Annotated in this window: 1 protein-coding gene (only partly in view); it reads right to left on the reverse strand. The window is 51.1% G+C overall.

Annotated elements, in window-relative coordinates; all coding sequences use genetic code 11:
- Positions 1-18,294 carry the 3' portion of a leukotoxin LktA like protein gene (locus SELR_RS16675; RefSeq protein WP_014431233.1) on the reverse strand. 11,277 nt of this gene lie beyond the right edge of the window, so only the last 18,294 of its 29,571 coding nucleotides appear in the window; the start codon falls outside the window, past its right edge; the stop codon is at positions 1-3.

Below are 18,294 nucleotides of genomic sequence, written 5' to 3' on the forward strand. Positions count from 1 at the left end.
TTACCGAGTCACTACCATCTCATCATCCCTTGCACTTTGCTGCTGAATTGCAGCTTCAACAGGGGTCATGTCAAAGAACACTTTTTCCTGCAATAATCTGCCCGGTTCTGTCAGCAACATGCTGTCAAAAGTGAACTGTCCATGCGTATTGGTCACCCGCTCGCGCATCATGTCCACTACGCTGAGGTTGTCACCATAGAGCTTGCCGTAATACCTGCCCGCATCGATAAGGATAGCGCTATGTGTCCTGACGCGCCCGTTCGGGTAAAGCTGGAATGCGCGTTCTTTACTGTAAGCCCTGGACAGATTGTTCCAATAGACCAGTTGTTCTCCATCCCTGGTAGGGGTACGTCCATAAACAGCCAAAGTGGTATGCGTGTTCTCCTGATGGATCTTATCCACCGCCAACACATCATCCTGGGAGAGGCTGCCCTCGTCCACATGAATGTATCCACGGTTAGCCCAGAGATTCGTCATATGCGAACCATTCCCAGAGCGGAGGCTTCCCACATAGAAATTACCGCTGATGAGCTTCTGATTGCCAGCGCCCATAGCCGAAATCTCGAAGACAGAAGCCCCTTCCTTGGCCTCAATGGAACCGATCTGAATGAAATTGCCTGTCATGGCAACATCAGGATCTGTCCCGCCACTGGCATTGGCCCGAATCTGGTTGACGCTGGATGCTTCGGTATTGTTTTCCATCTGCAGCCACACCGCTCTGCCTTCTGCCAGATTCAGGAAAAGATCGCCATTGGTAAGGGACACATGGGTGATTTCCCCTGAACGAATATCCCCTGCCAGCAAGTTCCCTGCACCAACATTGATGGTGGTATTAACGCCGGCCTCAATATTCCCCGTAGAAACATCACCTTTTCCGGTATAGATGTCCACGTTTCCATTGGCGAAGATATCCTTCAGTGAAAGCTCGCCACTATCTGTGTTCACCTCGATATCCGTGTTCGAGCGGATGTCACCATTAACGGAAATATCCCCGTTCACAGAGCTCAGAGCAACGAAATTGCCTGTTACATTGCCTGCAATGACAATGGGGCTGGTCTCCGTTTTCACCTTGACACCGCCCTTTACATTCACAGCATTGTCAAAGTACAAGCCGCCATTTCCCAGAACCTCTGCATACAGATCCCGCTGGGCTTTGATTGCATCGGTTACATACAGGTCACCATTACGGGCCGTCAGATATACATCCTGGCCGGAATCTACCAGGCCATTCTGGGCAATGATGATGTTTCTGCTTCCCGAAACGTATTCGTTGCTGGCAGCTTTCAATGCAATATCACCATTTGCAGTAGCGGTCTTGCCCAATACTTCAATACGGCCGGTTCCTGTTGCCAAAGCAGCATTCTTCTTTGCTGTAACTGTTTCTACATCCGGCCCATTGTCGCCAATGTGAATATTGCCATTTTCTATATTTACAGTCAGATTCCCTCCTTTAGACGACAAAAGAGTCGCAATGTCCAAATTGCCTCTATTGATGGCAATGTCTATATCTTGGCCGGCCGTCACGCCGCCATAACCATTGACACCTACCTGTATATTGCCAATGCCCACCAGCATGGACACATTGCCCTGCTGGGAAGTTACATCATGTTCTATGGTGATGCTGCCATTTTCGGTACGCATGGCCAGATTGTTCTTCACAATCAGATTCTCACCCAGAGTGATGTTCCCCTGTCCTTCTGTCTGCGCATAGAACGTGCCGTTGGCCGTTACATCATCCGTCACGACCAAGTCACCATTTTCGGCAATCAGATAAGCATCTTTCCCAGATGCCAATTTCCCTTCTTCTTCAAAGACGATGTTATTGGCTCCAGCCTCAGCATTATACGCTGTCTTTCCTGCTTTGACCATGATATCGCCGTTTTCCGTGAAGGTCTTGCCCTGGATACGGATCTGGCCTTCTTTTGCCTGCAGCTTCACATCTTGTTTTGCGGCGACGGTCTTCACATCCGGCCCATTATTGCCAATCCGGATATTGCCATTCTGGTTGTCAACGGTTACGCTGCCGTTATTGGAGGCCACAGTCTTGACAATCTGGATATCACCATGGCCATCAGTCTGGATTGTAATGTCATCATTGGCTTTCACATTGCCATTGCCGTTATAGCCTACGACTATATTCCCGACACTGGTCTGCAGATTTGCGGCTTTTCCTGCCGTTACATCGCTGCCGACATTTATGCTGCCGCGTGACGTGCTCATGGTCACATTCTCGCCGGCTTTGACATCAGCTTCTACCGTCACATTCCCTTCGCCTGCCTGCATGGCAACATTGCCCTGCAGCGCATTTACAGTCCTGCCTACGGTGATATGACCTTTTTCAGTGCTCATGAACAGATCCTTCTGTACCATCAGGTCCTTGCCAAGGGTGATATTCCCCCGGCCCTGCGTCTGTGCATAGAATGTGCCCTGTGCCGTTACATCGTCCGTCACCAGCAGATCGCCATTTTCGGCAATCAGATAAGCATCTTTCCCGGATTCCAGTTTTCCTTCTTCTGCAAAGACGATGTTATCAGCTTCGCCCACAAGAGCATACACTGCCCTGTCAGCCTTCACCGTGATATCGCCATTTTCGTTGAAGATCATGCCCTGGATACGGATTTTCCCTTCTTTTGCCTGCAGCTTCACATCCTGTTTTGCTGCGACAGTCTTCACATCCGGACCATTGCTGCCAATCTGGATATTGCCATCCTGGCTTTCAATGGCTATGCTGCCATTGTTAGAAGCCACTGTCTTAAGTATCTGGACATCACCACTTTCCGTCTGGATATTGATATTCTGATTGGCTTTCACATTGCCATTGCCATTATAGCCTACTACTATGTTCCCGACACTAATCTGCAGATTTGCGGCTTTCCCTGCCGTTACATCGCTGCCGACATTTATGCTGCCGCGTGATGTGCTCATGGTCACATTCTCGCCGGCTTTGACATCAGCTTCTACTGTCACATGCCCTTCGCCTGCCTGCATGGCAACATTGCCCTGCAGCGCATTTACAGTCCTGCCTACGGTAATATTGCCCTTTTCGGTGCTTATGGACAGATCCTTCTGCACCGTCAGGTCTTTACCAAGAGTGATGTTGCCCTGGCCCTGCGTCTGGGCATAGAACGTGCCGTTGGCCGTTACATCGTCCGTCACCAGCAGATCGCCATTTTCGGCAATCAGATAAGCATCCTTTCCAGATTCCAATTTTCCTTCTTCTTCAAAGACGATGTTATTGGCTTCGCCCTCAGGAGTATACACTACCCTGCCAGACTTGACCATGATATCGCCGGTTTCGGTAAAGGTCTTGCCCTGGATACGGATCTGGCCTTCTTTTGCCTGTAGCTTCACTTCCTGTTTTGCTGCGACGGTCTTCACATCCGGACCGTTATTGCCAATCCGGATATTGCCATTCTGGTTGTCAACGACTACGCTGCCGTTATCGGAGACCACGGTCTTGACAATCTGGATATCACCATGGCCGCCAGTCTGAATCGTAATGTCAGCATTGGCTTTCACATTGCCATTGCCGTTATAGCCTACGACTATGTTCCCCGCACCGGTCAACAGCTCGGCCTTTCCGCCAACGGTCAGATCCTTGCCCACCTGAATGTCACCTTCATGGATCTGGATTGCAATATCACCAGTTGCATCTACATCAGTGCCAAAGGTTATATTGCCCTTGTTGGCAACATCTGCCTGCAGATTGCGTTTGGCTGTCGTATTATCCGTAACTTCGATATCTCCATTGTAGACTGCCAGCGTCAGATCGCGGCCGGAACTCAGCTTGCCGTCCTGCTCGATGACAATGTTCTTATTTTCCTGTTCGTTCCAGGCTTTTACGAAAATATCGCCTGCGGCGGTTTCCGTCTTGCCCTGAACCGTTATCACACCCTCTTGGGCACTGAGCTTAATATCATTCTTTGCGGCGACGGTCTTCACATCCGGCCCGTTGCTGCCAATCCGGATATTGCCATTCTGGTTGTCAACGACTACGCTGCCGTTATCGGAGACCACCGTCTTGACAATCTGGATATCACCGTTGCCGCCAGTCTGGATCGTAATATCATCATTGGCTTTCACATTGCCTGCATCGTTATAGCCTACGACTATATTTCCGGCACTAGTCTGCAGATTTGCGGCTTTTCCTGCCGTTACATCGCTGCCGACATTTATGCTGCCGCGTGATGTGCTCATGGTCACATTCTCGCCGGCTTTGACATCAGCTTCTACTGTCACATGCCCTTCGCCTGCCTGCATGGCAACATTGCCCTGCAGCGCATTTACAGTCCTGCCTACGATAATATTGCCCTTTTCGGTACTTATGGACAGATCCTTCTGCACCGTCAGGTCCTTGCCAAGGGTGATATTCCCCCGGCCTTCCGTCTGGGCATAGAATGTGCCTTTAGCCGTTACATCGTCCGTCACCAGCAGATCGCCATTTTCGGCAATCAGATAAGCATCTTTTCCGGATTCCAGTTTTCCTTCTTCTTCAAAGACAATATTATTGGCTCCGGCCTCAGTGTTATACGCTGCCTTTCCTGCCTTGACCATGATATCGCCATTTTCCGTAAAGGTCTTGCCCTGGATACGGATCTGGCCTTCTTTTGCCTGCAGCTTCACTTCCTGTTTTGCGGCGACGGTCTTCACATCCGGCCCGTTATTGCCAATCTGGATATTGCCATTCTGATTGTCAATATTTACACTGCCGTTATCGGAGACCACCGTCTTGACAATCTGGATATCACCATGGCCGCCAGTCTGAATCGTAATGTCAGCATTGGCTTTCACATTGCCATTGCCGTTATAGCCTACGACTATGTTCCCCGCACCGGTCAACAGCTCGGCCTTTCCGCCAACGGTCAGATCCTTGCCCACCTGAATGTCGCCTTCATGGGTCTGGATTGCAATATCACCAGTTGCATCTACATCAGTGCCAAAGGTTATATTGCCCTTGTTGGCAACATCTGCCTGCAGATTGCGTTTGGCTGTCGTATTATCCGTAACTTCGATATCTCCATTGTAGACTGCCAGCCTCAGGTCGCGGCCGGAACTCAGCTTGCCGTCCTGCTCGATGACAATGTTCCTGTTCTCCTGTTCGTTCTGAGCGCTTACGAAAATATCGCCTGCGGCGGTTTCCGTCTTGCCCTGAACCGTTATCACACCCTCTTGGGCACTGAGCTTAATATCATTCTTTGCGGCGACGGTCTTCACATCCGGCCCGTTGCTGCCAATCCGGATATTGCCATTCTGGTTGTCAACGACTACGCTGCCGTTATCGGAGACCACCGTCTTGACAATCTGGATATCACCGTTGCCGCCAGTCTGAATCGTAATGTCAGCATTGGCTTTTACATTGCCTGCATCGTTATAGCCTACGACTATATTTCCGGCACCGGTCAACAGCTCGGCCTTTCCGCCTGCTGTCAGATCCTTGCCGACCGTAATGTCGCCTTCTTGCGTCTGCATAACGATATCACCAGTTACGTCTACATCAGTGCCAAAGGTTATATTGCCCTTGTTGGCAACATCTGCCTGCAGATTGCGCTTAGCTGTCGTACTATCCGTAACTTCGATATCTCCATTGTAGACTGCCAGCCTCAGGTCGCGGCCGGAACTCAGCTTGCCGTCCTGCTCGATGACAATGTTCCTGTTCTCCTGTTCGTTCCAGGCTTTTACGAAAATATCGCCTGCGGCGGTTTCCGTCTTGCCCTGAACCGTTATCACACCCTCTTGGGCACTGAGCTTAATATCATTCTTTGCGGCGACGGTCTTCACATCCGGCCCGTTGCTGCCAATCCGGATATTGCCATTCTGGTTGTCAACGACTACGCTGCCGTTATCGGAGACCACCGTCTTGACAATCTGGATATTACCATGGCCGCCAGTCTGAATCGTAATGTCAGCATTGGCTTTCACATTGCCATTGCCATTATAGCCTACGATTATATTCCCGGCATCCGTCTGCAGATTTGCGGCTTTTCCTGCCGTTACATCGCCGCCGACATTTATGCTGCCGCTTGCCGTGTTCATGGTCACATTCTCGCCGGCTTTGACATCAGCTTCTACCGTCACATTCCCTTCGCCTGCCTGCATGGCAACATTGCCCTGCAGCGCATTTACAGTCCTGCCTACGGTAATATTGCCCTTTTCGGTGCTTATGGACAGATCCTTCTGCACCGTCAGGTCTTTGCCAAGGGTGATATTCCCCCAGCCTTCCGTCTGTGCATAGAATGTGCCTTTAGCCGTTACATCGTCCGTCACCAGCAGATCGCCATTTTCGGCAATCAGATAAGCATCTTTTCCGGATTCCAGTTTTCCTTCTTCTTCAAAGACAATATTATTGGCTCCGGCCTCAGTGTTATACGCTGCCTTTCCTGCCTTGACCATGATATCGCCGTTTTCCGTAAAGGTCTTGCCCTGGATACGGATCTGGCCTTCTTTTGCCTGCAGCTTCACTTCCTGTTTTGCGGCGACAGTCTTAACATCCGCCCCGTTGCTGCCGATCCGGATATTACCATTCTGGTTGTCAATGGCTACGCTGCCGTTATCGGAAACCACCGTCTTGACAATCTGGATATCGCCGTTACCACCACTCTGAATCGTAATGTCATTATTGGCTTTTACATTACCTGCACTGTTATAGCCTACGACAATGTTTCCGACCCCAGTCTGCAGTTTTACGGCTTTCCCTGCGGTCAAATCCTTACCGACCTTAATATCACCTTCATGTGTCTGCATAGCGATATCTCCGGTTACAGTTAACTCAGCGCCAAAGGTTATATTGCCCTTGTTGGCAACATCTGCCTGCAGATTGCGCTTAGCTGTCGTACTATCCGTAACTTCGATATCTCCATTGTAGACTGCCAGCGTCAGGTCGCGGCCGGAACTCAGCTTGCCGTCCTGCTCGATGACAATGTTCTTATTTTCCTGTTCATTCCAGGCTTTTACGAAAATATCGCCTGCGGCGGTTTCCGTCTTGCCCTGAACCGTTATCACACCCTCTTGGGCACTGAACTTAATATCATTCTTTGCGGCGACGGTCTTCACATCCGGCCCGTTGCTGCCAATCCGGATATTGCCATTCTGGTTGTCAACGACTACGCTGCCGTTATCGGAGACCACCGTCTTGACAATCTGGATATCACCGTTGCCGCCAGTCTGGATCGTAATATCATCATTGGCTTTCACATTGCCTGCATCGTTATAGCCTACGACTATATTTCCGGCAGCAGTTTGCAGTTCTGCCTTTCCGCCTGCTGTCAGATCCTTGCCAACACGGATATCACCTTCATGAGTCTGCATAGCGATATCACCAGTTACGTCTACGTCTGTGCCAAAGGTTATATTGCCCTTGTTGGCAACATCTGCCTGCAGATTGCGCTTAGCTGTCGTACTATCCGTAACTTCGATATCTCCATTGTAGACTGCCAGCGTCAGGTCGCGGCCGGAACTCAGCTTGCCGTCCTGCTCGATGACAATGTTCTTATTTTCCTGTTCATTCCAGGCTTTTACGAAAATATCGCCTGCGGCGGTTTCCGTCTTGCCCTGAACCGTTATCACACCCTCTTGGGCACTGAACTTAATATCATTCTTTGCGGCGACGGTCTTCACATCCGGCCCGTTGCTGCCAATCCGGATATTGCCATTCTGGTTGTCAATATTTACGCTGCCGTTATCGGAAACCACCGTCTTGACAATCTGGATATCACCGTTGCCGCCAGTCTGGATCGTAATATCATCATTGGCTTTCACATTGCCATTGCCGTTATAGCCTACGACTATGTTCCCGGCATCCGTCTGCAGATTTGCGGCTTTTCCTGCCGTTACATCGCTGCCGACATTTATGCTGCCGCTTGCCGTGTTCATGGTCACATTCTCGCCGGCTTTGACATCAGCGTCTACCGTCACATTCCCTTCGCCTGCCTGCATGGCAACATTACCCTGCAGCGCATTTACAGTCCTGCCTACGGTAATATTGCCCTTTTCGGTGCTTATGGACAGATCCTTCTGCACCGTCAGGTCTTTGCCAAGAGTGATGTTGCCCTGGCCCTGCGTCTGGGCATAGAACGTGCCGTTGGCCGTTACATCGTCCGTCACCAGCAGATCGCCATTTTCGGCAATCAGATAAGCATCTTTTCCGGATTCCAGTTTTCCTGCTTCTTCAAAGACGATATTATTGGCTCCGGCCTCAGCGTTATACGCTGCCTTTCCTGCCTTGACCATGATATCGCCGTTTTCCGTGAAGGTCTTGCCCTGGATACGGATCTGGCCTTCTTTTGCCTGCAGCTTCACTTCCTGTTTTGCGGCGACGGTCTTCACATCCGGCCCGTTATTGCCAATCTGGATATTGCCATTCTGGTTGTCAACGACTACACTGCCGTTATCGGAAACCACCGTCTTGACAATCTGGATATCACCGTTGCCGCCAGTCTGAATCGTAATGTCAGCATTGGCTTTTACATTGCCTGCATCGTTATAGCCTACGACTATATTTCCGGCACTGGTCTGCAGCCCGGCCTTTCCGCCTGCTGTCAAATCCTTGCCGACCGTAATGTCGCCTTCATGCGTCTGGATGGCGATATCACCGGTTACGTCTACATCAGTGCCAAAGGTTATATTGCCCTTGTTGGCAACATCTGCCTGCAGATTGCGCTTAGCTGTCGTACTATCCGTAACTTCGATATCTCCATTGTAGACTGCCAGCGTCAGATCGCGGCCGGAACTCAGCTTGCCGTCCTGCTCGATGACAATGTTCTTATTTTCCTGTTCATTCCAGGCTTTTACGAAAATATCGCCTGCGGCGGTTTCCGTCTTGCCCTGAACCGTTATCACACCCTCTTGGGCACTGAGCTTAATATCATTCTTTGCGGCGACGGTCTTTACATCCGACCCGTTGCTGCCAATCCGGATATTGCCATTCTGGTTGTCAACGACTACGCTGCCGTTATCGGAGACCACCGTCTTGACAATCTGGATATCACCGTTGCCGCCAGTCTGGATCGTAATATCATCATTGGCTTTCACATTGCCTGCATCGTTATAGCCTACGACTATATTTCCGGCACTAGTCTGCAGATTTGCGGCTTTTCCTGCCGTTACATCGCTGCCGACATTTATGCTGCCGCGTGATGTGCTCATGGTCACATTCTCGCCGGCTTTGACATCAGCTTCTACTGTCACATGCCCTTCGCCTGCCTGCATGGCAACATTGCCCTGCAGCGCATTTACAGTCCTGCCTACGGTAATATTGCCCTTTTCGGTGCTTATGGACAGATCCTTCTGCACCGTCAGGTCTTTGCCAAGAGTGATGTTGCCCTGGCCCTGCGTCTGTGCATAGAACGTACCGTTGGCCGTTACATCGTCCGTCACCAGCAGATCACCATTTTCGGCAATCAGATAAGCATCTTTTCCGGATTCCAGTTTTCCTGCTTCTGCAAAGACGATATTATTAGCTCCGGCCTCAGCATCATACAATGCCTTTCCGGCAGTGACCATAATATCGCCGTTCTCGGTGAAGGTCTGACCCTGGATAAGGATCTGGCCTTCTTCTGCCTGCAATGCTACATCCTGTTTTGCTATGACAGTTTTCACATCCGGCCCGTTATTGCCAATCTGGATATTGCCTGCCTGATTGGCAATGTCTATGCTGCCATTGTTGGAAACCACGGTCTTGATGATCTGAATATCGCCATCGCCGCCGCTCCGGATCGTAACATCATTATTGGCTCTCACATTGCCTTCACCGTTATAGCCTACGACAATGTTCCCGGCACCGGTCTGCAGCCCGGCCTTTCCGCCTGCTGTCAGATCCTTGCCGACCGTAATGTCGCCTTCTTGCGTCTGCATAACGATATCACCAGTTACGTCTACGTCTGTGCCAAAGGTTATATTGCCCTTGTTGGCAACATCAGCCTGCAGATTGCGTTTGGCTGTCGTATTATCCGTAACTTCGATATCTCCATTGTAGACTGCCAGCCTCAGGTCGCGGCCGGAACTCAGCTTGCCGTCCTGCTCGATGACAATGTTCCTGTTCTCCTGTTCGTTCTGAGCGCTTACGAAAATATCGCCTGCGGCGGTTTCCGTCTTGCCCTGAACCGTTATCACACCCTCTTGGGCACTGAGCTTAATATCATTCTTTGCGGCGACGGTCTTCACATCCGGCCCGTTGCTGCCAATCCGGATATTGCCATTCTGGTTGTCAACGACTACGCTGCCGTTATCGGAGACCACCGTCTTGACAATCTGGATATCACCGTTGCCGCCAGTCTGAATCGTAATGTCAGCATTGGCTTTTACATTGCCTGCATCGTTATAGCCTACGACTATATTTCCGGCACCGGTCAACAGCTCGGCCTTTCCGCCTGCTGTCAGATCCTTGCCGACCGTAATGTCGCCTTCTTGCGTCTGCATAACGATATCACCAGTTACGTCTACATCAGTGCCAAAGGTTATATTGCCCTTGTTGGCAACATCTGCCTGCAGATTGCGCTTAGCTGTCGTACTATCCGTAACTTCGATATCTCCATTGTAGACTGCCAGCCTCAGGTCGCGGCCGGAACTCAGCTTGCCGTCCTGCTCGATGACAATGTTCCTGTTCTCCTGTTCGTTCCAGGCTTTTACGAAAATATCGCCTGCGGCGGTTTCCGTCTTGCCCTGAACCGTTATCACACCCTCTTGGGCACTGAGCTTAATATCATTCTTTGCGGCGACGGTCTTCACATCCGGCCCGTTGCTGCCAATCCGGATATTGCCATTCTGGTTGTCAACGACTACGCTGCCGTTATCGGAGACCACCGTCTTGACAATCTGGATATTACCATGGCCGCCAGTCTGAATCGTAATGTCAGCATTGGCTTTCACATTGCCATTGCCATTATAGCCTACGATTATATTCCCGGCATCCGTCTGCAGATTTGCGGCTTTTCCTGCCGTTACATCGCCGCCGACATTTATGCTGCCGCTTGCCGTGTTCATGGTCACATTCTCGCCGGCTTTGACATCAGCTTCTACCGTCACATTCCCTTCGCCTGCCTGCATGGCAACATTGCCCTGCAGCGCATTTACAGTCCTGCCTACGGTAATATTGCCCTTTTCGGTGCTTATGGACAGATCCTTCTGCACCGTCAGGTCTTTGCCAAGGGTGATATTCCCCCAGCCTTCCGTCTGTGCATAGAATGTGCCTTTAGCCGTTACATCGTCCGTCACCAGCAGATCGCCATTTTCGGCAATCAGATAAGCATCTTTTCCGGATTCCAGTTTTCCTGCTTCTGCAAAGACGATATTATTGGCTCCGGCCTCAGCATCATACAATGCCTTTCCGGCAGTGACCATAATATCGCCGTTCTCGGTGAAGGTCTGACCCTGGATAAGGATCTGGCCTTCTTCTGCCTGCAATGCTACATCCTGTTTTGCTATGACAGTTTTCACATCCGGCCCGTTATTGCCAATCTGGATATTGCCTGCCTGATTGGCAATGTCTATGCTGCCATTGTTGGAAACCACGGTCTTGATGATCTGAATATCGCCATCGCCGCCGCTCCGGATCGTAACATCATTATTGGCTCTCACATTGCCTTCACCGTTATAGCCTACGACAATGTTCCCGGCACCGGTCTGCAGCCCGGCTTTTCCTCTGGCCGTCAGATCTTTGCCGACCATGATGTCGCCTGCAGCCGTCTGCATGTCAATATCGCCGATTACATTTACATCAACACCAAAGGTTATATTGCCCGCGTTGGCAATATCTGCCGTCAGATTGCGCTTGGCCGTCGTATTGCCCGTAACTTCGATATCTCCATTGTAGGCTGCCAGCATTAGGTCACGGCCGGAATTCAAGCTGCCGTCCTGTTCAATGACTATGTTCTCGTCTTCTTGTTCGCTCAGAGCGCTTACGAAAATGTCGCCTGTTGCCGTCTCCGTCTTGCCCTGAATCCTTATAACACCCTCTTTTGCACTGAAGCTGATGTCATTCCTGGCTGCGACAGTCTCCACATCCGGCCCGTTGCTGCCAATCCAGATATTGCCGTTCTGGCTGCCAATATCTATGCTGCCATTATGGGAAACCACCGTCTTAAGGATCTGGACATCACCATTCTCCGTCTGGATATTGATATTCTGATTGGCTCTTACATTGCCATTGCCGTTATAGCCTACGACGATGTCCCCGGCACCGGTTATCATATCTGCGGCTTTGCCTGCTGTTACATCGCTGCCGACATTTATGCTGCCGCTTGCCGCGCCCATGGTCACATTCCCTCTGGCTTTAACATCGGCTTCTACCGTCACATCGCCCTCGCCTGCCTGCATAGCAACATTGCCCTGCAAGGCGGTTACGGTCTTGCCTACGGTGATATTGCCGTTTTCAGTGCTCATGATCAGATTGTTCTGCACCGTCAGGTCTTTGCCCAGGGTGATGTTACCCTGGCCCTGCGTCCATGCATAGAACGTATCTTTGGCCGTTACATCATCCGTCACCAGCAGATCGCCATTTTCAGCAATCAGATAAGCATTTTTTCCGGATTCTAGTTCCCCTTCTTCTTCAAAAACGATATTATTGGCTCCAACTTCAGCATCATATGCTTCCTGTCCTGCTATCACCGTGATATCTCCGATTTCGGTGAAGGTCTTGCCCTGAATACGGATCTGTCCGTCTTTTGCCTGCAGTTCCACATCCTTTTTTGCTGCGACAGTCTTTATTGCCGGACCATTATTGCCAATCCGGATATCTCCTTTTTCGTTGTCAATCGCTACGCTCCCGTTATGGGAAATTACGCTCTTGACGATTCCAACATAGCCACCGCCTGTATAGATCTGGATATCCCTGCCGGCTTTTACATTACCTTTATCGCCAAGGGTCGCATCACCGACAGTGATATCGCCCTGCTGGCTGGAAATGATCACGTTATCCCCGGCCGCTACATTCTGACCGATGCGGATATCGCCGAGCTGGGTTTCCAGATTGACGGCCCCCTTGGTTGAGGTGACAGAATGGCCCACCTCGATGTTGCCTTTGTCCGTGTACATGCTCACATCATTCGTGACATATACATCTCTGCCGAAAGAGATATTCCCCTGCTCACGAATGCGGGCAGTGATGCCCTTTTGCGCGGAAATATCATCTGTGATGCAGATATCGCCATTGCATCCATAGAGGCCAACCGCTCCACCAGAAATCAAGGCACCGTCATCTGCTATGATGAAATTGCCATTTTCATCGCCTACCGCATAAATATCCTTTCCGGCTTCCATGAGAATATCTCCGTTTTGTGTGATGGTCTTTCCCAGAATATAGATTGTTCCCAGACCAGTTCCCACGGTGACATTATTTTTCGCCTTGATGGTCTCATCATCCCGCACATTATCCGTACCAATATAGATTTTGCCCTCCTGGGTCTCCACCACTATATCGGCATTCCGGGCCTGGACAGACCGGGTAATGGTAATATCACCTTTGCCCGCGATATTGGCTGTGACATTTCCGCTGCCGACAGTGACAAAACCTTCCAGATCGATTTCTCCGTCGCCCGTCACGCTAAAGCTGGCTTCATGACCAGCCTCCAGTTTGGTTGGTTTGATCGTCAGGGAATCCACATCTATATCCTGATCCGGATCAAAATCATCCGGCAGATCCCCAATGAAGATACCGCTTTCATCTGTCATGGAAACAGGGTTCTGCACCTGGATGTGCAGGTCGTTGCCTGCATGAATCTCGCCTATGTAGTAGACACCATTCCCGACTGATACATTGGCATCATGACCTGCCGTCATGCCTCTGCCCAGACCATAGAAGCCGCCTTCTCCTGTTCTGCTTTCCAGCACAATATCATGATTCGCCTTGACATCTCCCAGCAGGGTTATATCTTTGCCTGTCCTGAGTGTCAACGTGCCTTCAGCACCATTTCCGCCAGCAACGTTGATTACGCCACCATCCGCAGCACGATGCAACAACATAAGGTCCAGATCTCCCTTTACATGGAGATTGGTAAATGTAGCATCGCCCCGGATATCTGCTTCAATGCCCACGGTGAAATCACTTTCGTCTTCCGCATCCACAGCATGATTGGTCACGGCTTTGACGCTGCCATCAATTACATTCCTGCCTTCCACCCCACTGATACAGAGTGTGGCAAATCTGTTGTTTTCGCTTTCCAGAGACACTCCTTTTCCGCTGTAAGTATCCACCACTGGCGCTGCGATGCTCACACCTGCTGCTTCTTTAACAGCACCGCCAGCATGGATGATAAGGGCATTGTACTCTCTCTGCAGATTACCATCATCACCATCTATATCCGGCTTCTGCTCACCAGTAAAAATGTCACCGAGAATCGATACGTCACCTGCGATGGAAATGAGCTTCACATCCTTACCTGCCGTAATAACCGTATTCGTCGTTTGCGTCAGGTCGCCATTTGCAGCCAGGGCAATGTTGCCCATGGCGGTGAGATTTCCGTCGTTACGTAAAGAACCAGACGAGCGGAGATTTTGGACAGAGATATCCCCTTCTGCCTTCTGATTAATTTTGACAGTCAGCAGGTTGGAATTGTCCTTGATGCGCACATCTCCGGCAATATTTTTGTTGCTGCCGCTGTCCACCGTAATACGGTTGAACTGATTAGCCTCATTTTCCAAAAGCAGGGATTTCCCATTGACGGTCGTGACCTTATCCGTGGTGATTGCGCCTTTGTCGGTCTGGGTGATATTGCCGTTTACCGCTTTCAGCGTCACCGTCTTGCCTGCTGCATTCACCTTGCCGTCCAGGGTCAAATCCTCCTCGGCGTCAAGTGTCACATCACCTCCGGATTGGATGGTCCCCTCTTTATGACCGGTCTGCAAAGAGCCATCGCTGACAGCAGTGAATGTTCCCGACGTCGTGATATTTTCCAGAACCAAAGTGCCGTTCTGTATCCCCATGGCCAGACTGCCCATGCCCCTTATATAGGCGGACTCCGCCCCGAGGTTCACGGCGGCACGGTCATTTAGGATACGGATTGCATGCGCAGCATCCCCCACAATACCGTTATTGGTGTTGAACGTCAGATTCTTACCGGCATTGATATAAGAAGCAGCAATATCCGCATTGGCATTGCTCATCAGGAAGCCCTTGTCGCTGTTCAGGGAAATCGTATCCCCTGCGTACATGGCTCCCAAACGGAGATAGTCGTCCAAGTTCACATTCTTGATGAACACATTCTTGTCTGCTCGGGCTTCTGTCATATCTCCGGAAAGGGAAACGGTCAAAGGCTTGCCCTCGGTGCCAATGCTCTCCTGGCCGCCGGTGAGAATCAGGTTCTGGCCCGTGATATTTGCCTGGTTGAAATTATCCAATGCATTGTAAATACCTTGATCTGAATGCAGGCGCACATCGCCCCTTGCGCCATTCTGGGTGGCATCGATGCTGCCCAAATTAAGGGCAGAATGCTCCCCTGACGCATCTTTCCGGCCCGCTACGGAAACATTGCCACCCGCCTGCACATTCAGCGTACCGCTGGCCTTGACGCCCAAAGGCATATTGCCCTTGATCTCAAAGGACAGCAGGCTGCCATTTGCATCCCGATGGGCAGTGACGTCAGAAGCATCTACATTCATGAGCTCCTTCATCTTGGCAATACTCTCGCTGCCCGTCAGTTCCTCCACGGTAATCGTCTTGGACTGGTTGGCAAAAGTACCCACTGCGCCCTTCGTTGCCGTCAGGATGATATTCTTGCCCAGGACATTGGCGGCTTTATCGGTCTGGGCGCTGCCGCCGCTATTGGGATTCACCAGCTTATCGCTGACGGCATAGAGCATCATGTCTTTCGTCCATTCAAAGGTGGGATTTGCTGCCTTAGCCACCAGATCTTTATAAGTGGCATCTGCCGCCAGATAATCATTGGCATTGGCGTACTGGGAATACTTATAAGTGGCACTGTTCTGCAGATAGGAGTCCGCCGTTGCATAGCGGCTGTACGGTGCATACTTCTCTGCACTCTCTGCATAGGCCAGAAAATCGCTGTCCTGATTGTCTGCCAGTTCCCTGCGCTGATTCTGAGTCAGCTTGTCGTACTTCGCCTTATTGCTGAGATAGGTATTGTATTCGGCAGAATCATAGATGTCCTTTACCACCGTCTGCTGGTCGGCGTATTCCCTCTGCCATTCTGCCTGGGTCTTGCTGGTATAAGCAGACTCCACGTTCGCCTTGTAGTCGTCGCGGTTCTTCTCCAGCCCCTCAATATACGCCCCCTTGTAGGTATAGTTCCCCTGGGCATCCTTTTCGCCGTCGATCAGGCCAGCGTCAATCCAGCGATGCACCATTTCGTCCACACTAGCCAATGAGTTGGTGGCAGCGTACCCTGACAGGGCATCGATAAAGCCGCCGTTCCGAACCGTCAGCCGTACATCCCCTTCCCTGGATTCGATCTTGCCTACGCGCATATCTCCGCCGGCCGCAGCTTCCGTCAGGTAAATGCTGCCCTTGGCCGCAGCGTTGACCTGGGCACCGCCAGTATCCGTTGCATAGACCAGATCCGATGCGGCTATGATAATGGGCTTCCCGAATTTGCCGATGGCTCCGTTCTGGCTGGTCAGATTAATGCCCCGGCCTTCAACAGTTGTACCATTACTCACCTGGGTTATATTGCCAGCAGCGTTCAGGGACACGTCACCTAAGGCCGCATCACTCTTGAATGCATTGCTGCCGTCCTTGCTCTTGAGGTTTTGGATCTGCACATTACCAGGCAGAGACTGGTTGTTCAATAGGCCGCCCATAGCGGTGATGTCGATATCCCCTTTGCCGTTGGAGACAGCACTGAGCTTGATATTATCCGTCACATTGTTTCCATCCTTGGAGCCAATGGAAGCAATATGGATATTCTTGATATCGTCTTTTGCCTGCAGGTTCACGATCTCACTCTTCAGGGTGGTGCCGTCATTCTGGAAGATGCCGCCTGCCTCGGCGTTCACCGTCAGCACAGCCTCGTTATGGGAGTTGGCCATATTGCCCGTCAGGTTGATGCTGCCGCCTGCGGCATTGGTGCTGGAAAGGTTGATGCTGCCTTTTTCCGCACCGATCAGGCCGATGGTGATGGGCTGGGAGGCGTTGATGGAGTAGTTGTAAGTCCTGAGCGTAGAGCTTGTTTCCGTCCAGCGGGTATAGTAGTTCTTGAACCAGCCCAGGAAGCCCGTCTTCTCCAGCCACCGGATCGGCTCGGAGCTTTCGTTGGAGAGAAGTTTCCAATGGGCGTCAAGGCGGATTTCATTGGCCAGCGGAACGTTGGCACTGTTCTGCTGAATGGTAGCCCCGTCGGGCAACCCGTACTTACCGCCGTCCTGGCTGCTGATTTGGGTTATGTTCCTGGTATCGCCCCTGATCTCGCTCATATCCTTGGTCTTGACCAGGCCCCACATGCCATAGCGCACATGGTGCTGCTTGGTTACCGACCGGCCTTCTACCTCGCCCTTCGTCCAGGTATAGGTCTGATTTGCTGCGGGGCTGAAGGTAATCGATTGATTGACTGAAAGAGCATTGGAGCGCACGGTGGCATGCTGATAGGGATCGTCTTCTGCCCCATGTTTTCTCATATATTCGGTATAACCCTTGATCTCGCGGGTCTGCCCTTTCTTGAACTCGAGCCAGGAGTCAGCTGACATGTCTACGATGGTAATGACGCCCTCCCGCTGATTGTTGAGGACTTTGCCCACGTTCATATCAAGAGCGGTCTCGTTCGTCACGCTGATATTTGCCGCGCCGTCCGCCGCCACAATCCTGCCGTCACCGGTGCTGGCAATCTTGCCCGTCAGATAGATCTTGCCACCTGCCGTATCGATATCCTCCACCACCAGCTTTTTCGTGGATGGATCCCAATAGACCTGCGGCACATAGTCAAAGACCTTGTCCGTGCTGTTCCACTTGGCACCACCGTCGTTAACCTTATACATGGTGCGGTTCTGGACAACAGCTGCTTTTCCGGCAGGTCTGCTCATCGCATAATCCAATTGCGCCTGTGTCACCGTGGCGGTATAGTTCTTGTAGCCGCTCTGGATCAGGCCGTTGACGTTGATATTGGATGCGGATACATAGACATCCCGCCCGGCGATATAACCCGTGGCCGATTGGGAGGAATCGGATCGCGTATAAGAATTGGTTTTGGTGCCAGTCCATTCATTATGATAGGTATGTTTCAATATCCCTCCCGGAATATTTTCAATAACCACCTTATTACTCATCGGTACGGAATTTTTCAAGGTATTAGCATTATCTGCCAAATACTTCTCCGGATCGCCGTTGATATTGACAATGCCCTCTTTGTAACTCTG

The organism is Selenomonas ruminantium subsp. lactilytica TAM6421 (assembly GCF_000284095.1).
Classification (GTDB): Bacteria; Bacillota; Negativicutes; order Selenomonadales; family Selenomonadaceae; genus Selenomonas_A; species Selenomonas_A lactilytica.